Genomic DNA, 24,159 nt, shown 5'->3' on the forward strand with positions numbered 1-24,159 from the left:
ACGCCCTGCCAACCATCGCCCACAGGGGTGGGCCCCTACGAGCTTTTGCGTGCCCCGGCCACGGGGTGGGCGGCTGCAAGATGAGGGCTTAGACCTGAAAGCCTTTTGGGGGCAGGCCTTGGGCGTGTCTTTGTGCCATGTGGCTGTAGGCCGATGCCATCCGTTGGGCGAGCCGCTGGCCGTCAAACAGGTCGGCGCGTTGGGGGCTTTGCATCACGCGTTGGCGCAATTGCTGCAGCCGCGTGGGCTGCTTGCACAGTTGCAACGCCAGGTTTTCATAGTCGGCCAGGGTGTGGGTGATGAGTTCTTGCAGGCCCAGGCTGCTCAGCAGGCTGGCCCCCACGCGTGAGGCGAAGCTGCGCCCGCTCAGGGTGAGCACGGGCAGCCCCACCCAGAGGGCGTCGCTGGCGGTGGTGTGGGCGTTGTAGGGCGCGGTGTCCAAAAACAGGTCGGCCAGCCGGTAGCGCGAGAGGTGTTGGGCCAGGGGGGCGTACTCGGCAAACACCAGCCGCTCGGGCGCAAGGCCTTGCGCGGCCGCGCATTGGCGCAGTGTGTCTTGCACTTGCCGGTTTTTGTCAAACAGCCACAGCACGGCCTGCGGCACCCGCTTCAGGATGCGCAGCCAGACTTGAAACATCTCGGGGCTGATTTTGAAGGTGCTGTTGAAGCAGCACAGCACCAGCGCGTCTTCGGGCAGTCCGGCTTGGGCGCGGCTGAGGCCGGGGGTGGCCACGGCCCGCTGTGTGTCGTTGGCCTGGTAGCAGCCGGGCAAGCGGATCACTTGCTCGGTGTAGAAGGCTTCGTCGCCCGGTGGGATGACACTGGCGTCGCCGACCACATAGTCCATCCAGGGGGCACCCGATGTGCCCGGAAAACCGATGTAGCTGACCTGCAGCGGGGCGGCACGCCAGGCAAAAATATGGGGCCGGCCTTGGCGGGTGTGGCCTTTGAGGTCGACGGCGATGTCGAGTTCATGGGTGCGCGCCAGTTCGGCGATGGCGCGCGGGCCCAGGGCGCTGACTTCGTGAAAGTGCTCGATCCCGCGTTCCAGGCGCTGACGGTAGGCGTGCTGCCGGGCGTTGGGGCCAAAGCTGTAGGCAAAAATTTCAAACTGCTGCCGGTCGTGCGATTCGAGCATTTGGGCCATCAGGTAGCTGGTGGCGTGGTCATGGAAGTCGGCAGAAAAGTAGCCAATGCGCAGGCGTTGCAGGCGGGCGCTGCGCGCCGGATGGGACACTACGGGGAAGGGGAAGGGCAGGGGCTGGATGTGCTGCCCAATCAGGGCCGATTCCAGCTCGGCCGCACGGCGTTGCAAGGCGGGGTCGTCGCTGACGATGGTCATCAAAAAGGGGTTGACCGGCACGTCGCTGTGCGCGGCCGCGTGCAGCACCTGTTGGAGCCGCTCATCGTGGTGCTGCCAGTCGCCCACGCAGCGCTCGGCCCGCATGAGGGCCGACAGGGCGTGCACGTTGTCGGGTTCGATGCGCAGGGCGTGCTGGTAAGCGTCTCGGGCTTGCAGGTCTTGCCCCAGCGATGTGCAGCTGTGGCCGTATTGCAGCCAGGCATCAAAGTGGTTGGGCAGGTGTTCGGTGGCCAGTTGCAGCAGCTGACGTTGTTGGGGGGTGTCGTCCAGTTGCTCGGCCCCACGGGCTTGCAGCAGCAGCACATCGCCCGGATGTCCGGCGGCTGGCGTAGGCAGCCTCAGCAACCGCTGCCACCACGGACGGGCCTGGGCCAGTTGCCCCAGCTCGTCGAGGGTGATGGCGATGTTCGATAAATAGTAGGGGTTGTGGGGCTCGCGTGCGTGGGCTTGCTCGAAGTCGGCCAGGGCCTGGGGGGTGGGCAGGTCATGCGCGCGCCCGAGCATGCCGCGCAGGTTCAGGGCTTCGGCGTTGCCCGGCTGGAGGTCCAGGGCTTGCTGCACGCAGGCCAGGGCCTCGGTGTGTTGTTCCAAGGCCAGGTGGACCGAGGCTTGTTGCACCCAAGCGCCGCTGTGCCGGGCTTGCCGTGCGGTCCAGGCCTGACACAGTGCCAGGGCGGTGGCCAGTTGGCCACGCTTGCGCTGCAGCCGGATGTGCAGCAGCGGGTATTCGGTGTTGTGCGGGGCCTGGCTTTCCAGCTGGCCGAGGTGTTCGCAGGCGGCTGGGGTGTGCCCTGCTTGTTCGAGGGTGAGGGTGAGTTCGTAGCGCAGGCGCTCGTTGTCCGGGGCCAGCCGGTGGGCTTGCTGCAGGTCGCTCAGGGCTTGTGCCTGTGCCGCGCGGCTGTTCACGCGCAGTGCGCTGTGGGCACGCGCTTGCCAGAGTGTGGCTTCGGTGGGCCGGTGTTTGAGGGCTTCGTCAAAGAGGCTCAGGGCGGCTTCGGTTTGACCGGCCTGCAGCAAGTGTAGGCTTTGTTTTTGCAGTTCTTGGGCGCTGGCAGCCGACAGCTTGGGGGCCGGGGCGGTGATGGCTGATGACGATGACGGCTTCAGCGCTGGCGTGGCGGGTACCGTGATGTCGGCCGGTGCCAGGCCGTTTTGCCAGCGTTGCCACATGGCGGTGTAGGCCGCTTCCAAGTGACGGCAGGTGAGGGCCGCGTCGAACAGGGGCAAACGGGCGCGGTGGCTGCACAGGTGCGCGCGCAGGCTGTGCAGGCGTTCGGGTTGCTGGGCCAGGGCCACGGCGCGGGCAACGTAGTCGGCCGCTTGGTCGACCGCCAGGGTGTCGACCAGGGTGTTGATCAAGGGCGCATGGGGCGTGTTGGCTGTGTGAGGGGCATCGGCTTCGGGCGGCAGCTGGCAGGCGTGCAGCAGCGACAGCCCGACCCGGCTGGAGAAGCTGCGCCCGTAGCGTGTCAGCACGGGCAGTCCCATCCACAGGGCGTCGGCGGCGGTGGTGTGGGCGTTGACGGGAAAGGTGTCCAGAAACAGATCGGCGTGGACGTGTCTGGCCAGGTGTTCGGGGGTGGGTGCCCGTGGGGCAAAGACCAGCCGCGTGGGGTCGATGCCGTGTTCAGCGGCCTGTTCGCGCAAGCGGCTGGGCACTTGGTCGTTGGCATCGAGCAGCCACAGCACGCTGCCGGGGGTGGCCTTCAAAATGTTCATCCATTGGCCGAACACGTCGGGCGTGATTTTGTAGCTGTTGTTGAAGCAGGCAAACACAAAGCCTTGTGTGCCTGAGCCTTTTTCGGGCAAGCCCAGCTGGGCGCGGTTGGGGCAGCTTGGGGCCACGCTGCGCAGGGGGTCGTTGGCTTGGTAGCTGTGGGGCAGGCGGGCCAGGTGTTCGCTGTAGTGCAGGCGGTCTGCCGGGGCAATCACATGCGGATCGGCGATCAAATAGTCGATGTAGGGCGCACCCAGCGAGCCAGGGTAGCCCAGGTAGTTGACCTGAATGGGGCAGGGCCGGTGCGCGAAGATGCCCAGTCGGTAGTTTTGCGCAAAGCCTTTGATGTCGATGGCGATGTCGATGTGCTGACTGGCCATCCACTGGGCCACTTGCACATCGCTTTGCCCGGAGATGTCGATAAAGTGCTCAACGCCTGCGCGGATGCGTTGCTGCATGCTGTCTTGCAGTGGGGTCCAGGACAGGGCGAAGATTTCAAACCGGCTCGTGTCGTGCAATTCGAGCACGCGGGCCAGCAACACGGCGGTGGCATGGTTGCAAAAGTCGTTGGACAGGTAGGCCACGCGGATGCGCGGGTTTTGCCAGCGTGCATCGGTCCACAGGGGCGCGGTTGGCGGGTGTCGGTCTTGCACCAGTTGGCGGGCGCAGTGGAGGTGTTCGGCAGGGTCGTCGCTGAAGCCCAGGTATTCAAATGGCCATGCGGTGCGTTGCCTGCTGCGCAGGGCTTGCTGGAGTTGATTTTGTCGCTGGGCGTCGTCTGTCCAGTCGGCCATGAGTCGGCGTGTGTAGGCCAGGCGACCGAGCATGTAGGGGGCGGCTTGTCCTCCTTGCAGGCTTTGTGCCAACCAACGCTGGCAGTGCTCGGCAGCTTGCGCGTAGCGGCGGGTGCGGTGCAGCAGACCTGCCAGGTTCTCCAGGGCGTCGGCGTGTTGCGGCTGTCTGGCCAGGGCTTGCTCAAAGCGGGCAATGGCTTGGTCGTCGCGGCCCATGCGCGCGAGCACGGCACCCAGTGCATTGAGGATGTCGGGGTTGTTCGGGGTGAGCTGCCGGGCTTGTTCAAACACGCTCAGAGCTTGTTGGCCGTCCAGCTGTCGGTCGGCGTGCAATTGGGCACCCAGCCTGAAAAGTGTTTGGGCTTGAATGCTTTCGGGCGTTGGCAGCATGGGCATTGAGCCTGTCTCAAGCGCGCATGGCTTGGCCTGTGATGATGCGGTGGTGTCGGGGCAGGCAGACGCTTTGGTAGTCGTAGTGCTGGACCACGTGGGTCCGTGCTGCACGTCGGATATCCAGGTAGTCCTTGGGCCGTGCCAGAACATCGCACACTTTTCGTGCGATGTCTTTGGGGTCAAAGAAGTCCACCAACAAGCCGTTTTGGCCGTGGGTGATGACTTCTTGAACGGGCGGTGTGGACGAGCCGACCACGCAGCAGCCCAGGCTCATGGCTTCGAGCATGGACCAAGACAGCACAAAGGGCACCGTGAGGTACACATGCACCGCAGAAATGCGCAGCATGTTGACCATGGTGCCGTAGGGCACTTGGCCGACGAAGTGGACGCGGGACAGGTCGATTTTGTCTTGCACTTCGCGCAGGAATTGCGCTTTGTAGCCGCCGCCGGTGGCCGGGGCCGGGCCGTAGCTGACTTCGTTGCCGCCGAGCAAGATCACCCGCGCGTTGGGGCGCTCGGCCAGGATGTGGGGCAGTGCCCGCATGAAGCTGTGGTAGCCGCGCATGGGTTCGAGGTTGCGGTTGATGAAGGTGATGATTTCATCGCCCATCTGGGCCTTGATGTTGTCGCGCCCAAGTTTGATCCAGGCATCCTTGTGGGGGGTCAGTCGATCGGTTTCGATGCCGTCGTGGCAAACCTCAAGGCGTTGGCGCAAAAAGTCTGGGAATTGGCTGGCTTGCCATTCGGTCGGCGACAGGCCCACGTCCGAGTCAACCAGGGCCGATGTGAGGTGCAGGTTGCGTGCATGGCAGCGCAACATGGCATCAGGGGCTGCAGGGAACTCGGGGTCGAAGTCCACATCGCTGCCTTGGCCGTGGTAAAAATATTCACAAAAACTGACGATGCGGGCGTGAGGCGCGACCTGGCGCACGAACTGCATTTCGCCCCAGCCGGCGTGGCCGACGATGGCATCGGGCACAAAGCCGTTTTTGATCAGTTGTTCCAGCGTGCTGGCCACGGCCTGCCCTCGGATGATGGCCGCTTCGGTCGATTGCAGCCAGGGGTGGATGTTTTTGCTGGAGCTGCGCGGGTTCTCGTAGCTGATGTTGGGGATGCCCTGGATGCTGGTTTCCTTGCGGCTTGAGATGGCCATCACTTCGTGGCCTTGCTTGACCATGGAGGGAGCCAGCGCCCGGTACTGACCCGGAAAGTTCTGGTGAATGAAGAGGATTTTCATGAGGGCTGTGAATCGGGTGTGGGGGTTTGGTCTTGGGCCTCGTCGCTTTCGTCCTTGTGTTTGGACGCAGGTGTGGGCCAATTGAATTGGCAATAGGTCTTGTAGGCTTGTTTCCAGTTGTCCGAGTCGTATTGGCCACCACTGAAATGCGTCATGGCAATGGGCCAGACGCCCATGCGCAGTCCGGCCCGGTGCGCACGCTGGCAAAACTCCATGTCGTACAGGTGAAAGGCGAGTTCGGGCGCGAATTGCACTTTGTGCAATCGCAGTGTTCCTGCGCGTGCAGCCAGAAACACGCCGTCGAGCACGCGTGCAGCTGTGCGGGTGGGGCCATAGCGGCTGAATCCGTTGGCCCGATCGGGCAGTTCGTGGTTGATGCCGCCCAGCAGGTTGTGGGCATGGTCCCATTGGCCCATTTTTTCGGCAAAGGCCCAGGCACCTTGTCGGGGTTTGAGGCGGCGGTTGCCTGCCACCCCAATCACGTCAAAAACGGCCAGTCCTTCGACCAGACGATCAGCGATGAACAGGTCATCCAGACGCACGTCGTCGTGGATAAACACCAGAATTTGCTCGGGCGCACGATGCGCGATGGCTTTGTTGTAAAGCGTGGCCAGGGGACTGGCATTTTGTGCAGCCAATTCAAGTGCAAAGGCCACGCCTTGTCCTTGCAGTCGGGTCAGCGATTGCCCCAAGGGTGCCTTTAGCCAAAAGTCGTCCACGCTGAGCCGGGTGGCGCAGACGAAGACCACCAGGGGAGGGCTGTTCGGGAAGCTCATGTCCGGGCACCTTTGTGAGGTGTTTGGGGGGTGGCCGCTGGCGTGGCAGCATCTGGCGCAGCCACAGCCATGTTCCAGCTGCCCGAGGCCAAGCCATGGGCCTGACAAAGCGCTTGCAGTTGGCCTGCGAGGGCGGGCAAATCATTGGCTTGTTGGGTCCTGTCTGATGCCTGACTGGCCAGCAGCAGGTCATGGCGCATGGCCAAGGCATGCGGCAGTTGCTTGACCAGAGCCATTTGCGCCCAGGCATCGTGCAGGCGCTCAGCCAGCCAGAAGTCTTGGATGTGGGCTTGCGGCGAAAGCCAAAATGCGTGCCCCCCTTGCTGCGCAATGGCTTGCAGCTCGGTGCTCAGGCAGCGGACGGTGTTTGTGTTGGTGTCGATGGGGTGCAGCACCCAGCGCTCGTCGGTCAGTAGCCGTGCGATGTCGGCTCTGTCAGCCAGATGGGGCAGTTCGCAAATGAGGTGGATCTGGCGCTTGAGACTGCTTGCCGCAGGCGCTTGGGTGCGGACCTGACCGATTTTGATGAGCCATCCGGCCAAGCGCAGGCTTTGGGCCGTGCTCAGTTGCAGAGATTGACCCCATTCGCCGATGCTGCGCGGCTGCGTGTTGTGCAAGGCGGGCAGGGCTTGGGCCACTTTGTCTGCTGGGGGCAGCCAAGTTTCGACCAGAAAACTCCACATGCGCCACTGGCGAATGTCTCTCGCTTGCGATGCGGTCGCCTTGGCGGTGTAAACGCCCGGCCATTCCTGGCGGTACAGCGGGGTGCTGGGCTGCAGTTTTTTGCTGGGGTAGTGGCCGAAAAGGTCGGCTGGGCTCAGACGGGCGCTTTGGATGCGGGGCAGGCGCGGTCCGCTGTCCGCCTGTTGGCGTGCCTTTTGCTCACGCCACAGTTCGTCGTATCGGCCAATGATGTGATGCCAGTCAAAGTGCTGGCGAGCGTGCTCTCGCCCGGCTTGGCCCATGCGCTGGCGCAGTGGCGGTTGTGTCAAGAGAAGGGTCAGGGCCTGGGCTGCAGCTTCGATGTCCACCGATGTCAGGGCGTGGACGTGGCCGATGTAGTGGTCGTAGCTGAGCGCGTCGTCTGCGTAGCGGTGTTCAAGGCCGTCAAGTCCGACACGGCTGGGCATCTGGGTGGGGATCAGGAAACCGTGTTCGCCGTGTAGGGCTGTTTCGCGATAACCGTTCCAATCGCTCAGGATGCAGGGCAGGCCTGCTGCCATGGCCTCCAGCGGTGTGAGCCCGAAGGTCTCTTGAATGTTGTCGGACAGTGAGCAAAACACATCTGCAGCAGCAAAGCAGCGTTGCACCAGGGCGGCGTTGCGCCCGTCAACCCTTTGAACGGTGATGCCAAATTGGTGTGCAGCTTCGTCAAAAGCGTGCTCGGTGGGCTCGTTGGCAAACCAGCCGCATTCGAGGATGCGCACTTTTTGCCCGGTCTGACCAGATGCTTGGGCAGCTGCACGGTACAAGGCCAGAGGGTTGGCTTTGGCGTGAAAGCTCAGCCGCCCCACAAACAGCACCACCTGCTCGTCAGGCGAAAATCCCAAGGTGGTGCGGGCGGCCAGTCGGTCCATGGGCGTGAAGGCGAAATCCCCAGTGTGAATGCCCAGCGGTATCACCGGCAGGTCCGGCAGTGCAGGGGCTTGCCGGAATGGCCCAAAGCGCCTTTGCAAGACGGCTTGCTCCACTTGCCAAATACGCTCGACGGCCTTGTGCACTGACTGCGAGGTGCAAATCAGGGCATCGCTGCGACGGGTGGGTTCGCGCACGTAGGCGCTCAGTTGCTGCACGATCTGGGCTGAGCTGATGGTGTGGGTCACGCCTGACAGGCTCAGCCCGTTGAGTCGGTGCACCCCCCGCTGCGCGAGTTGTCGGCTGCTCATGGGGGCGGGCATGTGGACCACGTCAAGCGCGCTCCATGTGGCCGGTCTGTGCAGGTTTAATTCGGGCAGGATCAGCTCTTTGGCCTGCGAGGGCAGGCATTGCTGCACCACTTTGCGCACGGCGTCGCGGGCTTGGGTGCCTGGCGTGAGCAAGGTGATGCGCTCTCGCAAGCTGCTGTGGTTTAGACATGCCCGTAAAAAACCGTGTCCTGCCGATTGCCGCCCCATGAGTTTAGGGTTGTCCATGGAGATGGCGTCTTCGGTGAGGATCAGCCCGATGCGTGGGGGGGGCGGTGTTTTGGCCATGGTGTTTTGAGTTGTACCGCCTGCGCTGTTGTCTGAGCTTGCTGCGAAGCGGTATCGGTCAGGGGGTTGAGTCAGAGAGGTCTTAGATTTCGCAGGCTTACAAGCGCGCTGTGACAGATCCCAAGGTAGTGGTTATGGTTTCATATTCCTACTTTAATGGATGTTGACGATTTTTTTGAGTCCTTAAAAATTAATCGTTTGGCGTTCTGCTGTCATGCAAAGGCCAGTCGCCGCTTAGGCTTGTCCTTGTTACGATGGTGACTTATGAAAATCATTTCGATGTTGCCCTGGGCCGATTGGATGGCTCTGTTCACGTTTTTTGGCTTGTGGGTTGGTTACGCTTGGTTGGCTAAGGTGCGGGGGCTGCGCGACCAAAGCCTGATTGCCACCACCAACCGTTACCGTCAACTGTGGATGGTGCAAGCGACCGGTCGTGATCCGCGCATGCTCGATGGCCTGATCACGCAAAATCTGTCGCAAACACCGGCTTTTTTTTCCTCGACCACGATCATCATCATCGGCGGCTTGTTTGCTTTGCTGGGCACCACCGATAAGGCCGCCGAGTTGGTGCGCGAAATCCCCTTTGCGCAGCCAACGCCAATCTTGGTATTTGAGTTCAAGATTTTGCTCTTGGTGGGTATTTTTGTGTATGCGTTTTTCCGCTTTTCCTGGTCCATGCGACAGTACACTTTCGTCGCTCTGGTCATTGGGGCCATGCCGCCGCCAGCTGATTTCGCCTGTCAGCAGTTGGATCGCCAGTGCTTCTCGGAGCGCGCAGGCAAACTGGTGAGCGCTGCTGCCGAAACTTTCAACGATGGTTTGCGAGCCTATTATTTTTCCTTCGCCGCCATGGCCTGGTTTTTTTCATCTCTTGCGTTGGTCTTGGCTACGGCTTTGGTTGTGCTGATTTTGTATGGGCGTGAATTTCGTTCAGACGTGTTACAAGTCTTGCGTGACGAGCGATTTTGAGCCTTGCCAGTCCCTCCAATGGTTGGGTAATCACCAACGCGCCAGGCAATCGATGACAACTTGCATGTGTGCGAACCGTGTTGCTGTAGTTGTTTTATCAGCAGGGGTCTATTTCTTCATCACCCCTTTTCTTTATTAAAGTCTTGGACCGTACACGGTTTTTTGCGAATTAATTAATTTTAACTAATATTTTGTATTTATAATTTTCAATATATTCGGTGAATGTTCTGTGAAAAATGCTGTCATTAAGGCATTTTGTATGATTGAGTAAATCATATATTTCAAAAAATCATTTAATCTAAATTTTCTGTTTAAATTGATTTTAAAAGTATTAAAATTTACATCAAACTAGTTTTTCAGTATGTGTATTGTGATGTATGATAGACGAATCAATGTATTAAATTTTTTAATCATGAAATTGCAAGCTTCGTCCGTTTCACAGGCACATCGCCTGGATGTGTTGAAGACGCTTGAGAGTCGATACAGTGATCGGTCTGGTTTGAACCGAATTCGTCTTAAATTGAAAATTAGCGCATGGTATCTTATTATATATTTCGCAGCTTCCCTTAAAAGATTATTGGATATTTTTGGTGCAATATTTGGATTGCTTATTTTTTCTCCAATTTTCATCATTGTTTCTTTTTTAATTTATTCTCACGATGGGGGAGCGGTGATCTTCACGCAAAGGCGTGTTGGTCGCTGGGGGCGTGAATTTGAATTTCCGAAATTTCGCTCCATGGTAAAAAATGCCGAAGATCTTAAAAGTTCATTACTGTCGCAAAATCAACATGCCGATGGAGTGACTTTTAAAATTAAGAAAGATCCCAGAATTACGCCCATTGGCAGGTTCATACGAAAAACAAGCATTGATGAGTTGCCGCAGCTGTGGTGTGTGCTGATGGGGGATATGTCTTTGGTCGGTCCAAGGCCCCAACTGCCAGATGAGGTTCTCAAATATTCATTGGCCCAACGGCGTCGTCTGGACATCAAGCCAGGGTTGACATGCTTTTGGCAAATCGAAGGCAGAGGAGATATCCCATTTTCCAAACAAGCCGACCTGGATATTCAGTATGTGGACAGTCAGAGTATTTTTCTTGATATTTTTCTGATCATCAAAACAGTTCCTGCCGTTCTGTTTGGTAAAGGTGCGTATTGAGATGCAAGGCCCTGAATCTCATTCGTTTGCTGTCTTGGTTGTGGGGTCACCTTTTGATCGAACAGAAGCGGCACCTTTTCTTTATGAAAGACCCGTGCACCTGACGCCGTTACTTGGGAAAAATAGTCTTATTTATGCCTTGGAAGCGATCGTAGATTCGGGCATCAAAGAGATCGTTTGCATGGGTTGGGATGAAGAGCCGCAGCAAGTTCAAAAGCTGTTGGGACATGGGGATCGCTGGGGATGTCGGCTAACTTGGTTGACGCTCTCTGGGCCCGAACAGGTGTTCAAGAAACTGGCGCAATTAACCCTCCACCGGCAGGATGTCTTGTTGGCGAGTACGGCCAGCTTGATGTTGCCTCCAACGCCTCAGCCTAAGTTTTTGTGTGGCACTTTATTGACAGCGCCGATGCATTCCTCGGCATGGCCTTGGGCCATTCTTGATGCCGGACAGTGTGCTGCTTTGGCCAAGACTGGGCAGTGGGCGAGATGGGCAGAGAGTTTGCGCTCTGTTTGTATTCATCAGCATGAGCTAGTAGGTGCGGATGTTTCTGATGGCGCTGCTTTGTTGAATGCCATGGAACGGATTTTGTCGCGTGACATGCCTTTGTTGATCGACGCCAGCGAAGTCGAACCGGGCGTTTTCATCTCGCGAGGTGTTGTGATTCATCCTACTGCTGAGATTGTCCCGCCCGTTTACTTGGCAAGAGATGTTGAGATTGGTCAGGCTTGCCAAGTGGGGCCTTTTGTGGCTTTGGGCGCACGCAGCCGAGTCGGTCATGGTTGCCACATCGTTCAAACCCAAGTGGGTCCAAACGCTTGGTTGGGCGAGCAGTTGGATGTGCACGACGCCATGGTTTGGCGCGGCGTGGTCTGGAGCCGTAAATGGCGCGATCGGCTCACGATTGTCGATCTGGATTTATTGGCTGATGGTGGCTTTCCCAAATGGGGTTGGCGATCTTTGTCTTATGCAGGGATGCGTTTGATCGGGGTGATTTTGGCTTTGATGCTGTCGCCACTTTGGTTGCTGCTGAAAATCTGGTGCGCTGCATTCTCAGGTCAGTCTCGCACGCTCGAGTTTGTTCAGTCTGGTTATGCCTTGGCCTTTATGCGGACTCGAGTTTGGCAGAGTTGGTGGGGTGCAACGCCGCGCAGCCGAGGATGGTTGCATGCCTTTGGATTTGTGCTTCCCAATATGTGGGGGGCGGTTGTTGGGCACTTGAATCTATGTGGTTTGCGCCCTCGCACTTTGGAGGAGTGGGAAGTTGAACCCCCGGATTACCGCCAATGGTTGTCTCGCTCGAAGGCGGGATTGATTCAAGAGGAGTGGTTGAACAACGATGCTGACGGCAGTGAGTTGGGCGCGATGGTGATTGAGCGGTACCAGGTTTCTCGTTCCGCCTCGTTGCGCTATCGGATGGATTTGTGCTTTCGGTATGTACGAGCTTTGAAAAAAACAATTGATCAAAAGGGATTTTCACCATGGAAATAGAGGTTAAAGACCATCGCCAGATCCAAGTTCTGAAGCCTGTGGTGAAGGCTTTGGATGCCTCCAATTCAACGCTTTTCAAGGATCTCGTTCGTCCTCGGTTGGTTGCTGGTACCGCTATTTTGTTGGATTTGGAACATGTGAACTTCATGGACAGTTCCGGCTTGGGTGTGCTGGTTTGGTTGCTGCGTGAAGTCGAGACCCAGAACGGACAGGTCAAATTGTGCTGTGTCAATAAACCAGTTCAGTTGCTTTTAGAGATGGTTCGAATGCACCGTGTTTTTGAAATTGAACCCAGCGTAGAGCAGGCTGTCAGCGGATGGGTTGCATGAGTGCAGATGTGACTTTCCTGCCGCCGCTTGACACGGTGCACTGGAGTCCGGCCTTGGCGTTGACACGTCTGGACGGCGATGACCAATTGCTGGCAAGCGTGATTGCGCTGATGCGGTCGGTGTTGATCCGCGAATTGCCTGTGTTGTTGCATTGCATCCAAATACGAGATTGCATGCGCATACGGCAGCTCACTCATGCGCAGTTGCCTTCGCTCAAAATTTTAGGTTTCGATAAGCCGGCGGAAATTTTCGAGCGCTTTGAATCCGTGGCGTTGAAGTCGGATTGGCAAGCGTGTGAACACATGATGCCCTCAATCGAGATGATCTGGACGCGCATCATTGATGCCCTTGGCCAGCATTTGCAAACTCAGGATTAGCACGATGCGCATTGGTGTGATTTCTGCCTTGTATCCGCCGACTTCAATTGGTGGCGCAGAAGTCATGGCGGCTCAATTGGTGAATGGATTATCGCCACAGGACGATGTCCATGTGCTGACTTTGGAATCGGTGCAATCTTCGATTCACCAAGTCAGAGGCGTTGAGCGGGTGCCGCTGCGTAATTTATATTGGCCCTACGATCGCCAAAAGGTTTCACGATCGAGTGTCAGTCGCTTAGCCTGGCATGTGATTGACACGGCCAATCCATGGATGGTCAAAGTGGTGGAGCGTTGGGTTCGAGCACATCAGTTTGATGTGGTTTGTACGCAAAATCTGCAAGGATTTTCGACGTCAATTTGGCCCATGTTGTCTCGCATGAGAATGCCTGTTGTGCATGTCTTGCACGATTTTTCCTTGCTGTGTCCCAGAACCATCTTGTTTCGCAATGGAAAGCTTTGTGGTCATGGCCCAAAAAGGTGTGCTGAGTGTCGGGTGCTGACGGGGCCAAGGTTCAAGCATGCGCAATCACTCGATGCTGTTGTCGGGGTCAGTCATTCGATTTTGAACTTGCACCAAGAGCATGGCTTGTTTCAACAGGCACGCTGCTCAGTCATCTACAACGCGCTGGACGCACAGTCCATGCCCGCTACGCCCGTGCAGTGGAGCCATTCGGCTGTATTGCGTTTGGGTTTCTTGGGGCGGCTTGATCATGCCAAAGGCGTGGATGTCTTGTTGGGCGCTGCACAGCTGTTGCAGCAGCAGGGCATTGCATTGCGACTTGTGTTGGGCGGTCGCGGTCAGGAGGGGCAGATTGCTGCGTGGAAAGAACAGTTTGCAGACTTGCACATTGAATGGTGTGGCCACATGGCACCTTCTGTGCTTTGGCCTGAAATTGATGTTCTTGTTTTTCCAAGTGCCTCAATGGAGGCGTTAGGCAACGTGGTGCTGGAGGCTGCGGCAGCAGGACGGCCGAGCATCGTGAGCCGTCATGGCGGCGCTCCTGAGTTGGTTGAGGATGGTGTTACCGGTGCGAGCTTCGCTCCGGGCGATGTTCATGATTTGGCGCGCCTCATTGCGCAATGCCATGCACAGCCGGGGCTTTGGCGTCAATGGGGCGACGCCGCATTTTTGCGAGCTCAGAGATTCAATGTTTCTGAGCGAATCCGTGCATTCAGGGCACTGTTCGAAGAGGTTGTCCATGCATACCGCTGAGCAGTTTGCGAAGACGAATGCAATGCGACCTATGCGCGTAGCAGTTGTGCATGACTGGTTGGTGGTCTATGGAGGTGCCGAGCGCGTTCTTGAACACATTTTGGACATCTACCCGCAGGCCGATCTGTTTACCCTGATTGATTTTGTGCCCGCTGAACAACGTCACTTTCTGCGGGGCAAGATACCTAAGACCAGTTTTTTGCAGCGCTTACCTGGTGCGCATCGGCATTACCGAAAAATGCTGCCGCTGATGCCTTTAGCGATAGAGCAGTTGGATTTAACGGATTATGACTTGATCATTTCGAGTCACTACAGTGTGGCCAAGGGGGTCTTGTCCGGACCCAATCAGGTTCATGTGTGCTACTGCCACTCCCCTATGCGCTACGCGTGGGACCATTACCAGCCGTATTTGCGTGAGATGAATTTGCAGCGCGGGCCAGCCTCTTGGTTTGCCCGTTGGCAGCTCCATTGGATTCGTGGATGGGATCAGCGAAGCTCTGTGGCGGTTGATCAATTTGTGGCGAACTCTCAATTTGTGGCGCGGCGGATCGCAAAATTTTATGGACGGGACAGTTCGGTCATTGCACCACCTGTTGACACACAGTTGTTCAGCCTTGTGTCGAAAAAAGAAGATTTTTATGTCTGTGCGGGACGGTTTGTTCCCTTCAAACGGATTGATCTGGTGGCGGAGGCTTTTGCTGCCATGCCGGGTAAAAAACTGGTGTTGATCGGCGATGGGCCTGAGATGGAGAAGATCAAATCCAAAGCGGGTCCCGATTGTGTGTTCACAGGCTTTTTGCCGCCCGATCAGGTTTATGGCTACCTCAGTCGTGCCCGGGCTTTTATTTTTCCTTCAGAGGAAGACTTTGGAATCGTTCCTGTGGAGGCACAAGCGTGTGGCACACCGGTGATTGCGTTTGGCCGTGGCGGTGCTTTGGAGACGGTGGTCGGTTGGTCGAGTTCGCTGGGTGATAACAAGGTGGCCACCGGTACTTTTTTTGAAGATCAGACAGTGCATAGTCTGATTCAGGCAGTCAAGCAGTTTGAGTCCATTGAGGCCGATTTAAGTGCTGCGACCATCAGTCGGCATGCACAGAGTTTTTCGATTGATTCGTTTAAACGGAAATTTCAGTGCGCTGTCAATGAAGCCTTGGCTCGCCATGCTGCTTGGCAGGCGCCCAGTGTCAAAGATCCCGCACAGCTTGACCAGAGTGAGGCGCGGAATTTTGAATAAGGCTGTCCAGTACCTGCTGCACTGTATGCGACCACAAGAATTTTCTGGCGTGTTGCATGCCGAGAATACGCATGTTTTGTCGCATGGGTTCGCTTTGCATCACGCGCGCGATGGCATCGCTGAGCGATTGAGCTTGGTGTGGATCACAGTAAATGGCAGCATCTGCGCAGACTTCTGGCAGTGCGGATGTGTTTGCTGCAATCACAGGGCAGCCTTGCCACATGGCTTCCAGCGGGGGCAAGCCGAAACCTTCGTAAAACGAGGGGTAGACCAGCACACCGGCACGTTGGTACAAGGCAACCAACTCACCGTCTGTGACATAGCCCAAATGGTGAACACGGTGCATGTCAAGGCTGCTGCTGGCAAAAACCCGGTCATAACGTTGACCGACGATCACACAGGGGGGCGCATCTTGGCCCAGCATGGACAGTGCAGCGATCACCGCAGCGAAGTTTTTGTTGGGGCTGGCACTGGACACGGCCAGGACAAAAAATTTTCCTTTGAGGTCACTCAGCAGCGTTTGAAGTCGGTCCGAGAAATCGACTTGGCGGCGATCCATATGGTCTGCACCCAAGTGCGCCACAGTGATGCGCTCTGGCGTAATTGCGGCGTATCGATTCAGTTCTTTGGCCGAGAACGCAGAGTTTGTCAAAACGCCTGCGCTGAAATAGCCGCTGATGCGAAAAAGCGCCCTGTACCAAAAGCGCAATGCAGGTGTGAAGTTTTCGGGGATTGCAAATGTCTGTGCATCGTGAAGAAACATCCACTGACGGCGTTTAAACAGTGGCCCCGTATTGCAAAAATTGATCAAACCATCGTGCCAAGTGACGAGGGGCAGGACTGTTTGCTCCCAGAAGTGACCATTGCCAGTGCCCGCCTGCTTCATAGGCAAAGAAGGCCAAGGATTATTCAGTGCATTCGCCGTTTGAGGCGCGATCAATTGAAATTGAATTCGTCCACCGGCCCCATGCCATTGGCCTTGCGGATCCAGATGATGCTCGACCAAGGCAGAGATGATTTCTATGGCAACGCGTTCCACGCCAGTGATGGCGCGGGTGAGGAAGCGTGCGTTGATCCAAATGACCGGTATGGTTTTTTGTCGTGTCGAGGTCATTTGCAGCCTGTGAAGTTCCGTTCAGGGAGATTGAATGTCTGAAATCAATCCATCGCTGAATGCGATTGCTGAAAAATTGCTTCCACTGCGTATTTTAGTAGTTGATGACGATCCTGTATTGAGACACATAGTAGGCTCTTGGCTGATGCGCCTCGATTATCAGTACACCTTGGTGGATGATCTTGATTCGGCAGATCAGCACTTGATTGATCAGGTGTGGGATGTGGTCATTGCCGACTTGAATCTGGGCGTGCGTGTTGGCGAAGGCAATGGCCTCGATTTGATCAAAAGGGTCAATGCTCTTCAGGCGAATGCAGCTTGTGTGTTGATGACTGCCTATGGCGAGCAGCATGAATTTTCGAGTGCCGTGAAGATGGGCATCGACCGATTGCTGATCAAGCCATTGAGGCGCGATGAGTTTTTGGACATGTTGTCCAAGCTGGATCAGATCCGATTGACCAGGCATGACTTGAGTCAGGCGCGTGCTGCATTGGAGACGAGCCATAAATTGCTATTGGGCTGGCGTGAGCGCGAACACCGGATAGCCAATGTTGCACAAAAGTATCTGCTGTTCTCTGTGCCGCATGAAAAACTGGAACGCATGTCTCTTTTTGCGGCGGCACAGGCCCAGGAAGGGGCAAGCGGTGATTTGATCGATGTTTGCAGACACCAGCATGGCATTGATCTGGTCATGGGGGATGTGATGGGCAAAGGCCTGGGCGCAGCCATTGTCTCAGCGGGCATCAAAACGTCCTTGGCTCAGGTGCGACAACACAGTGCCGAGGCTGCCATCGAGAGCTTGGTCGATTCTTTGCGAGCCCGCATCAATCCCATGCTTCATGAAATGGAGAGCTTGTTGACCTTGATTGCGGCGCGCGTAGATACCGGCGTCGGAGAGTTGCGTTTTGTTGATTTTGGTGCCCCCTATATCTTGCTGCAACGAGCCATCAGTGGGCGTGTGATTTTTGTGCACGGCGACATGTTGCCCTTAGGCGTATCCGATGAGGACTTGCGTGTCACGCGCTTGCCGCTTTATCCGGGTGACCGCTTGTTATTCATCTCAGATGGCATTTTGGATGGCTTGGGTTTGCCTGATGCCAGGCAGGCTTACGCGCACTTGGCGCAACACTGGACTGACTGTGCAGCGATGGATCCGCAAGATTTTGTACATGGGCTGGTTAAGTTTTTTGGCCAATCGCATGCACATCAAGACGATAAATCTTGTGTGCTTATTCAATGCGCTCATGAAAATCTTTCAAAAAGGAAAATCATGAATTTTGATTTTGAAAGTAGTTTGCATGAGGTCGCTGTATTCAGAGAGGCATTGCAATTGGCTGTGTGTGATTGGATTGCGAAATCTATTCGGATGCCTGAGCATTGGTTATCTGAGTTTGCTCTTGGTGCAACAGAGATATTTACAAATATCATTAAGCACGGTCTGAAGATGGAAAAAAAATCTTCATCCATTCAGGTGTTATTGACCTTGGAATCGCATGGTATTTGGTTGGAATTTTTTTACCAAGGTTTACCTTATATTGCCCCGTCCAAGCGTCAAGTTATTGCACCAAATCCTGAATCAATGAATGAATCTGGTTATGGAATGTTTCTTATACAAGAATTGTTTGATAAAGTGGATTATTTTACGGAAATGGCCAGCAGTCAAGCCATTGTTGTTTTTAAAAATTTAATGCCTGAAGAGGATTGAATTGATGAAAAAAATCAATATTTCTATGTTTAGATATTTTTTTGTAGGATTTGCAATTTTTTTAAATTATGCGAATATGTCGATCGCACAAGATTTTAAAATAACACCCATACCAGATATTTATGGGGTACCTAAACAAGTCAATCCAACAGCTGCTGCTGAAGGAGGAATGGAATCTCCAAGGCAAAAAATAGACAGACCCAATTCGCTTTACCCGAGTCTACGCATGAACAATATTTCAAGCAGAGTCACAGTTGAGCCTCCGACTGTTAATAAGCAAGGAAATAAAATTCCATCACCGAAAGAAATGTCGGATTTTGAAATCATGGTTCAGCAAAGCTTGGGTGTTGTGTTACCCGTTTTTGGTCGTGAACTCTTTGATGCACCTGCGAGCACATTCAATACGGGAGATCAGGTGAATGTGCCATCTGATTTTGTCATAGGTCCAGGGGATGAGTTGATCATTCGCGCTTGGGGATCAATTGAGTTGGAGTATGCAGTCACAGTTGATCGACAAGGAGCAATTTTCATACCAAAATTAGGTAGTTTACCGTTGGCAGGAGTTACGTACAAGGAAGTCTCATCCATAATCAATATGGCGTTGTCAAAAATATACAAAGGTTTTGAATTAAACGTCACAATGGGAACTTTGAGAAGTATTAGGATTTATGTGACAGGCTATGCACGTTCACCTGGAACATATCAAATTAACTCTTTGAATTCTTTGATCAGTGCACTGTTCATGACGGGCGGCCCTTCCAGCACAGGAGATATGCGTCGTATTGAATTGCGTCGCAATGGTGCAGTGACTGGAACCATCGATTTGTATGATTTTTTAATTCATGGAAATCGACAAGGGGATATGCGCTTGCAAAATGAAGATGTCATTCACATTCCATCTTTAGAAGGACAAGTTGCGATTGCCGGCAGTGTTCGCAACAGCGCCATTTTCCAAGTCAAAGCAGGAATGACTTTAGGTGATTTATTTCAGATCAGTGGGGGATCAAGTTCTACAGCAGATGGACTTAAATTGTCATTAGAGCGCGTCAAACCTGCAGTGATTTCTGACCCATCTGCAGAAGCATCACTTGGTCAAACTGATCGTAAGTCGAATCGAATCATTGAAGAGCTGACCTTCAGCCCTCAGTCGATGTCGACCGTTCTGAGAGATGGTGATTTGGTGATCGTGGTTCCGCTTTCTCCTCAATTCACCAATGCCGTCACGCTCAAAGGTCAAGTGGCTTTACCTTTGCGCTTCGCATGGCGAAATGGCTTGCGTATCTCTGACATGCTGCCTTCTGCATCTGCCTTGATTTCTCCAGATTATTGGATTCAAAGAAATGCTGAAACAAAATTGGCTTCATTTTTGACCGACCCGGCAAAAACACAAGGGGCTCCTACATTTCCTGAAATCAATTGGGAGTATGCCGTTATTGAAAGAATATTGCCTGAATCTTTGCGTGTAACCTTGATTCCGTTTGAATTGGGTAAAGCTATTTTGGAGCGTGATCCTAAGCATGATTTGATTTTGCAACCAGGCGATGTGATCACGGTATTTTCACGAAAAGAATTCAGGGGGCCATTGGAAAATACCACACGTTTCGTAAAAATTGAAGGTGAAGTAAGACGTCCAGGAATTTATCCGGTTGCTCAAGGTGTTAATTTACCTCAAATCATTGAGCAAGCAGGCGGTGTTACAGATATTTCATATTTATTTGGTACTCAACTTTTCCGTGAATCTTTGAAATCCCAACAACAGAAAAGAATTGATGAGGCAATTGAGGGTCTTGAGCGAGATATAACACGAAATATTGTTGATCGAAGTCGAAATTCCTTGGTTGCTGAAGAACCGAATGCAGTTTCTAAAGAGGCAGACGCTGTAAAGTCTTTTCTTTCAGTTCTCAAGCAAAAGAAACCGGATGGTCGAATGCTTTTGGAGTTGAATATCTCTACAAGTAAGACATCTCAATTGCCAACCATTCGACTTGAAAATAATGATGTCATTTATATTCCTGCAGTTCCTGAGACTGTAGAAGTGGTTGGTGCTGTTGCTGCACAGAGGTCTTTCCTTTGGAGGGATGGTCGAAATGCTGAGGATTATATTCAGATGGCTGGTGGGCGCAAGAAAATTGCGAGTTCTTCACCGCCAATGCTGATACGCGCAGATGGCAGCATGTTGAGATTATCTTTTGTTAATAATACTAATGTGGCACCTGGGGATACCATCTGGGTTGAAGAAAAAGAGGAGCAAGTTGGATGGCTTCGCTTGATCAAAGATTGGAGTCAAATTATTTATCAATTTGGTTTTGGGGCTGCTGGATTCAAAATATTGCAGGGAGGTTTGTAAGTCATGAGTGATTCAATAGATCCAGCTGTAAGTTCCAGCCCGCCGACGAAAGAGAATTACAGTTTAATGCCGATTCTTCTGCCACTTGTACAGGCTAAACTGATTGTTGTGGGTTTTCCATTTTTAGTTTTGGTTTTGGTTTTATTGCATGGAATTTTTTCTACGCCATATTACACTGCATCGACTCGTATATTGCCGCCTCAATATAATCAAAATACAATTGGAAGAGGGCTGGTCACCATGGGCGGAGAGAGTGCATTGGGTAACTCTGCCTTGAACTTGAAGAATCCTACCGATTTATTTGTCGGAATTTTGCGCAGTCGAACCATTCTGGATGGGGTCATCACGGACAATGATCTGATCAAACATTATGAGGCGAAAGATATTGACAGTGCCCGTGGCAAGTTGGCGTCCAGAACTGGAATTGAGTCAGGCAAAGATGGAATTGTTGAAATTTCCGTGGAAGATTCCAGCGCTGAATTGGCTGCACAACTTGCCAATTCATATGTCAAAGAATTGCAGACTTTTTCCGGTGAACTGGCCAAAAGAGAGGGCGGCCGACGCACTGATTTTTTCAATAATGCGTTGAACCGGGCGCGACAAAGCCTGAATGAGGCCGATGAGCGTTTGAGGCAGGTGGAGAGCAAAACGGGTTTTACCCGTTTGCGTGGACAAGACGAGGCCATTGTCAGTGGTGTGCGGGATCTTCGCAGCCAATTGGCTGATAAAGAGGTTCAGTTGCGCACACTGATGAGTTATTCGACCGATTCAAATCCAGATGTCAAATTGTTGAGAAATGAAATAGCCAACTTGAATTCAAAAATTCAGGAGGTTTCGGGGCTGCCAAATACTCCGAATCAGGCATCGGGAACATCGCATACCGCGCTGACTTTGGCACAAGTACCCGATGCCTTGATGTTGCACAGCCAACGCAAACGCGATGTCGAGTATTGGGTCAATATTGTGACAATTCTTGGCCAATACACGGAGCTTGGAAAAATGGATGAAACGCGTGATTTTTCCTTGTTTCAAGTGCTGGATGTAGCGGTACCTCCGCTGGATAACTCTCGGCCGAGAATTAAATTGAACTTGATTGTTTTTGGTTTGGGTTCGTCAATGCTGGTTGTTTTCTATGTTTGGGCACGGGCTTATGTCAGGCAACGGCGCTCATCGAGTGATTATTTTGCTTCACAGTGGGTGATCTTGAAGGCAGAACTGTTGAAGATGCCGTGGCGTCAGTCAAAGTGATGGTCAAGAAAAATGTCTGGCAACGCAACGCGCTTGCATTGTATGTATTGCAGATTGCCAATTACATCATTCCATTGTTGACATTACCATTTTTGGTGAGAACGCTGGGTGCTGAAGCTTACGGTTGGTTGGCATTTTCGGCGGCAGTCAATTTTTATTTCGTGTTGGCTGTTGATGCCGGCATGAACACCCACGGGGCCAGACTTTTGGCGCAGCTCGATCCAGTTCAAGATCCACTTTGTGCTCACAAGTCGGGCATCTTGTTTGCAAATATCACTGCGCTCAAGATGCTTTGCGCATTGGTGTGCTGCATCTTTTTGATGACTTTGGTGTTGGTAACGCCCGCATGGCGTGCCCAATCAGCTTTGTTTGCATGGAGTTTCTTACCCGTTCTGGGCTCGTTGACCTTTCCTACCTGGATGTTTCAGGGCATGCAGGTGATGCATTTGACAATGGTGCTTGGGGTTTTGGGGCGTTTGCTCATGACGGGGGCCTTGTTTTTGTGGGTGAGCGGGCCAGAGGACCTTTTGTGGGCTGCGGCCTTTCAAGGCGGCGCGACTTTGATGTCCGGCGTATTGGCTTTGATGGTTTTGGCTCGCATGCCAGGGCTGCGCTGGTGTTTGCCGACTTGGCGGGGTGTTCAAGATGTGGCGATGAGCAGTCGTGAGTTTGCTGTGTCCGAGTTTTCTTTGACCGCTGTGGCCAACAGCACCGTTTTTTTTGTGGGATTGGTTGAGTCCAAAGAGGTGGTGGGGGTGTTTGCCGCCATTGAAAAGGCGTTGCGTGCCGCGGCCAGTTCGTTCAGTCCACTGATTCAGGCCATGCAACCCCGTATCGTGCAAGCATGGATTGGCTGTCAGGAGGGTGTGCCTAGAGTGTTGCTGCCTTGGAGTCGACGTGTCGCTTTACTCGCACTGGTCTGTGGTTTGACAGGGATCATGGTCACGCCTTGGGCATTGCATGGGCTGTTCGGGCAAGCCATTGAAGGCCATGAAGCATGGGGGCAGATGTTGTGTGTCTGGGTGCCGTTTTCCGTGACCAATATGCTGTTGGCTCAGTGGTGGTGGCTTGGATCGGGGAGAGGTCGGGGTTATGCCCGTCGTGTCTTGCCTGGGGTGATTTTGCAGGCAGGACTGTTTTTCACCCTGACCAGTTTGGAGGGGGTTTCCTGGGGCATAGGGTGTTGGGTCCTGGGGGAGTTGCTGATGACGGGCCTCTTGTTGTTTAGAAGCGGATGGCTCAATGACGCTTTCTGATCCCGTGCAGGAGCGAGTCGAGCGATGGGTGCTGGTGGCTTTGCTGGCTTATTCGGTTGCAGCCGTAACGACAGGTCCTTTGCGTTGGGGCTTGGGCATGGTCAAACTCAGTCCTTTGATTTATGTGCCTCAAGTGTTGATGATGTTGACCATTGCGGCCGTGGTCGTGTGGGAGGCGCGTCCCGGTTTCACGCCTGAGCGAGCGATGACATTGATGGTTGTTGCTTTTGCTTTGACGGTTGGCGCACTTTATACGCCACTCAAGCAGGTTGCTTTTGGTTGGTACAGCTTGCTTCCGTTTTGGTTTGGCTTGGCATGTGCTGAGATCGTGTTCAAGCACTGGGGCCAAGTCAGTCGAGTGGCGCTGTATTTGTGGGTGATTGTGCTGGTGGGCGTGGTGGTTAACAACATGTTGTCCTATCCTTGGGAGGGGTTCAGTTACTCTGTAGGCGAGGTGGAAGTGGTCAGTTCCCGTGAATGGGAAAACATTGGCGGTGGCAAGCGTTTGGCGGGATTTGCGCGCGCATCATTTGATGCGGGTTTGCAAGCTTTGTTGCTGGGTCTGATCGTTGCCTTGAGTTTGAAGTCCACTGTGTGGCGTACTGTGGTGTGGAGCTTGAGCTTTGTCACCATTTACCTCACCACCAGCAAAGGCGTTTACAACATGTTTTTTGTCTTGACGCCCTTGGCGATTGCCGGTCATAAAGTGCCCAGCTCTTTGGTGAGAATGTGGCCTTTGCTGATTGGTTTGGTTGGCTTGCTGATGCCCATGACACCCTTGTTCATGAATGTGAATTTTTATATCCGTGATGAACAGCTTGCCAACCTGACATTTTCCTTTTGGGATCGGTTGAACGACATGTGGCCTAACGCCTGGCGCTTGCTGGAGGAGCACGGCCATCCTTTGTGGGGGCGAGGTTTGGGAGGGGTGGGCACGGCGCAAACGTATTTCGAACCCATGCGATTTAATGCGGCGGACAATTTGTTCATATATTGGTTTGTGATCTGGGGATGGATTGCTCTGCCAGGTTTCCTTGTCCTGCTGTTGCGTACCCTGCGCTTGAATCACAGACGATCCAGCCAGGAAGCAGCCTCGTTTTCAATCTTACTGGCCACCTTTGTGTATGGAATCACCGCTAATGTGGTTGAAAGCGGACTTTTTGCCATTGCATCAGGCATGTCCATTCGTTTCTTGTTCATACGGTCAGACGATTGACCCTTGACCACTTGCTGCGAGATGCTGGCTT

17 protein-coding genes are annotated in these 24,159 nt (G+C 54.0%); 12 read left to right on the forward strand and 5 right to left on the reverse strand.

Going from position 1 to position 24,159, the window contains the following annotated elements; genetic code table 11:
• Positions 1-88 precede the first annotated feature (88 nt).
• From B9Z52_RS00160 to B9Z52_RS00175, 4 genes are read right to left on the reverse strand one after another with little or no spacing between them, the layout of a single operon-like run.
• Positions 89-4,270: a tetratricopeptide repeat protein gene (locus B9Z52_RS00160; protein ID WP_158270479.1), complete on the reverse strand. Its 4,182-nt coding sequence runs from the start codon at positions 4,268-4,270 to the stop codon at positions 89-91.
• A gap of 10 nt (positions 4,271-4,280) precedes the next feature.
• Positions 4,281-5,504 (reverse strand): glycosyltransferase family 4 protein, encoded by a 1,224-nt coding sequence (locus B9Z52_RS00165; RefSeq protein ID WP_108411860.1) that lies wholly within the window; start codon positions 5,502-5,504, stop codon positions 4,281-4,283.
• Positions 5,501-6,280: a glycosyltransferase gene (locus B9Z52_RS00170; protein WP_108411861.1), complete on the reverse strand. Its 780-nt coding sequence runs from the start codon at positions 6,278-6,280 to the stop codon at positions 5,501-5,503. The genes B9Z52_RS00165 and B9Z52_RS00170 overlap by 4 nt, the downstream gene beginning before the upstream one ends.
• A complete protein-coding gene (locus B9Z52_RS00175; RefSeq protein ID WP_108411862.1) occupies positions 6,277-8,472 on the reverse strand; it encodes a glycosyltransferase family 4 protein in 2,196 nt (731 codons plus the stop codon). Before B9Z52_RS00175 ends, B9Z52_RS00170 begins: the two co-directional genes overlap by 4 nt.
• A gap of 264 nt (positions 8,473-8,736) precedes the next feature.
• Here B9Z52_RS00175 and B9Z52_RS00180 point away from each other — a divergent pair, with 264 nt between their 5' ends.
• From B9Z52_RS00180 to B9Z52_RS00210, 7 genes are all read left to right on the forward strand, one after another.
• Entirely contained in the window at positions 8,737-9,441 is a 705-nt protein-coding gene (locus B9Z52_RS00180; protein WP_108411863.1) for a DUF599 domain-containing protein, read from the forward strand.
• A gap of 412 nt (positions 9,442-9,853) precedes the next feature.
• Entirely contained in the window at positions 9,854-10,597 is a 744-nt protein-coding gene (locus B9Z52_RS00185; protein ID WP_158270480.1) for a sugar transferase, read from the forward strand.
• 1 nt (position 10,598) lies between these two features.
• Positions 10,599-12,089: a hypothetical protein gene (locus B9Z52_RS00190; RefSeq protein WP_108411865.1), complete on the forward strand. Its 1,491-nt coding sequence runs from the start codon at positions 10,599-10,601 to the stop codon at positions 12,087-12,089.
• Positions 12,080-12,418, forward strand: a complete 339-nt coding sequence (locus B9Z52_RS00195; RefSeq protein WP_108411866.1) for an STAS domain-containing protein — start codon at positions 12,080-12,082, stop codon at positions 12,416-12,418. Before B9Z52_RS00190 ends, B9Z52_RS00195 begins: the two co-directional genes overlap by 10 nt.
• The gene (locus tag B9Z52_RS00200; protein ID WP_146182746.1) at positions 12,415-12,795 is read left to right on the forward strand and encodes a hypothetical protein; all 381 of its coding nucleotides are present in this window, start codon (positions 12,415-12,417) and stop codon (positions 12,793-12,795) included. The genes B9Z52_RS00195 and B9Z52_RS00200 overlap by 4 nt, the downstream gene beginning before the upstream one ends.
• 4 nt (positions 12,796-12,799) lie before the next feature.
• Positions 12,800-14,008, forward strand: coding sequence for a glycosyltransferase family 4 protein (locus B9Z52_RS00205; RefSeq protein WP_158270481.1), 1,209 nt, complete (start codon positions 12,800-12,802; stop codon positions 14,006-14,008).
• Positions 13,995-15,242, forward strand: coding sequence for a glycosyltransferase family 4 protein (locus tag B9Z52_RS00210; RefSeq protein WP_158270482.1), 1,248 nt, complete (start codon positions 13,995-13,997; stop codon positions 15,240-15,242). Before B9Z52_RS00205 ends, B9Z52_RS00210 begins: the two co-directional genes overlap by 14 nt.
• On the opposite strand, the gene B9Z52_RS18240 is transcribed toward B9Z52_RS00210, so the two are convergent.
• Entirely contained in the window at positions 15,193-16,356 is a 1,164-nt protein-coding gene (locus tag B9Z52_RS18240) for a glycosyltransferase family 1 protein (protein WP_108411870.1), read from the reverse strand. The two genes, B9Z52_RS00210 and B9Z52_RS18240, sit on opposite strands and share 50 nt — an antisense overlap.
• A 34-nt stretch (positions 16,357-16,390) precedes the next feature.
• Here B9Z52_RS18240 and B9Z52_RS00220 point away from each other — a divergent pair, with 34 nt between their 5' ends.
• Genes B9Z52_RS00220 through B9Z52_RS00240 form a run of 5 tightly spaced genes read left to right on the forward strand, consistent with a single transcriptional unit; the run spans position 16,391 to position 24,128 of the window.
• Entirely contained in the window at positions 16,391-18,061 is a 1,671-nt protein-coding gene (locus B9Z52_RS00220; protein WP_108411871.1) for a SpoIIE family protein phosphatase, read from the forward strand.
• 4 nt (positions 18,062-18,065) lie between these two features.
• Complete coding sequence (locus tag B9Z52_RS00225) at positions 18,066-20,408, forward strand: SLBB domain-containing protein (RefSeq protein ID WP_146182748.1); 2,343 nt, start codon at positions 18,066-18,068, stop codon at positions 20,406-20,408.
• A 3-nt stretch (positions 20,409-20,411) separates the two neighbouring features.
• On the forward strand, positions 20,412-21,656 hold the full coding sequence (locus B9Z52_RS00230; RefSeq protein ID WP_108411873.1) for a Wzz/FepE/Etk N-terminal domain-containing protein: 1,245 nt from the start codon (positions 20,412-20,414) through the stop codon (positions 21,654-21,656).
• Positions 21,638-22,912 carry an oligosaccharide flippase family protein gene (locus B9Z52_RS00235; RefSeq protein WP_146182749.1) on the forward strand — a complete coding sequence of 425 codons (1,275 nt, stop codon included), beginning with the start codon at positions 21,638-21,640 and terminating at the stop codon, positions 22,910-22,912. Before B9Z52_RS00230 ends, B9Z52_RS00235 begins: the two co-directional genes overlap by 19 nt.
• The gene (locus B9Z52_RS00240; protein WP_108411875.1) at positions 22,899-24,128 is read left to right on the forward strand and encodes an O-antigen ligase family protein; all 1,230 of its coding nucleotides are present in this window, start codon (positions 22,899-22,901) and stop codon (positions 24,126-24,128) included. Before B9Z52_RS00235 ends, B9Z52_RS00240 begins: the two co-directional genes overlap by 14 nt.
• The last annotated feature ends 31 nt before the right edge of the window (positions 24,129-24,159 follow it).

It is taken from the genome of Limnohabitans sp. Jir72, from assembly GCF_003063575.1.
In the GTDB taxonomy this organism is placed as follows: Bacteria; Pseudomonadota; Gammaproteobacteria; order Burkholderiales; family Burkholderiaceae_C; genus Limnohabitans_A.

Excerpts from the sequence above, each read along its gene's own strand:
- B9Z52_RS00160 (WP_158270479.1), bottom strand. The coding sequence starts at position 4,270 with ATGCCCATGCTGCCAACGCCCGAAAGCATTCAAGCCCAAACACTTTTC.
- B9Z52_RS00165 (WP_108411860.1), bottom strand. The coding sequence starts at position 5,504 with ATGAAAATCCTCTTCATTCACCAGAACTTTCCGGGTCAGTACCGGGCG.
- B9Z52_RS00170 (WP_108411861.1), bottom strand. The coding sequence starts at position 6,280 with ATGAGCTTCCCGAACAGCCCTCCCCTGGTGGTCTTCGTCTGCGCCACC.
- B9Z52_RS00175 (WP_108411862.1), bottom strand. The coding sequence starts at position 8,472 with ATGGCCAAAACACCGCCCCCCCCACGCATCGGGCTGATCCTCACCGAA.
- B9Z52_RS00180 (WP_108411863.1), top strand. The coding sequence starts at position 8,737 with ATGAAAATCATTTCGATGTTGCCCTGGGCCGATTGGATGGCTCTGTTC.
- B9Z52_RS00185 (WP_158270480.1), top strand. The coding sequence starts at position 9,854 with ATGAAATTGCAAGCTTCGTCCGTTTCACAGGCACATCGCCTGGATGTG.
- B9Z52_RS00190 (WP_108411865.1), top strand. The coding sequence starts at position 10,599 with ATGCAAGGCCCTGAATCTCATTCGTTTGCTGTCTTGGTTGTGGGGTCA.
- B9Z52_RS00195 (WP_108411866.1), top strand. The coding sequence starts at position 12,080 with ATGGAAATAGAGGTTAAAGACCATCGCCAGATCCAAGTTCTGAAGCCT.
- B9Z52_RS00200 (WP_146182746.1), top strand. The coding sequence starts at position 12,415 with ATGAGTGCAGATGTGACTTTCCTGCCGCCGCTTGACACGGTGCACTGG.
- B9Z52_RS00205 (WP_158270481.1), top strand. The coding sequence starts at position 12,800 with ATGCGCATTGGTGTGATTTCTGCCTTGTATCCGCCGACTTCAATTGGT.
- B9Z52_RS00210 (WP_158270482.1), top strand. The coding sequence starts at position 13,995 with ATGCATACCGCTGAGCAGTTTGCGAAGACGAATGCAATGCGACCTATG.
- B9Z52_RS18240 (WP_108411870.1), bottom strand. The coding sequence starts at position 16,356 with ATGACCTCGACACGACAAAAAACCATACCGGTCATTTGGATCAACGCA.
- B9Z52_RS00220 (WP_108411871.1), top strand. The coding sequence starts at position 16,391 with ATGTCTGAAATCAATCCATCGCTGAATGCGATTGCTGAAAAATTGCTT.
- B9Z52_RS00225 (WP_146182748.1), top strand. The coding sequence starts at position 18,066 with ATGAAAAAAATCAATATTTCTATGTTTAGATATTTTTTTGTAGGATTT.
- B9Z52_RS00230 (WP_108411873.1), top strand. The coding sequence starts at position 20,412 with ATGAGTGATTCAATAGATCCAGCTGTAAGTTCCAGCCCGCCGACGAAA.
- B9Z52_RS00240 (WP_108411875.1), top strand. The coding sequence starts at position 22,899 with ATGACGCTTTCTGATCCCGTGCAGGAGCGAGTCGAGCGATGGGTGCTG.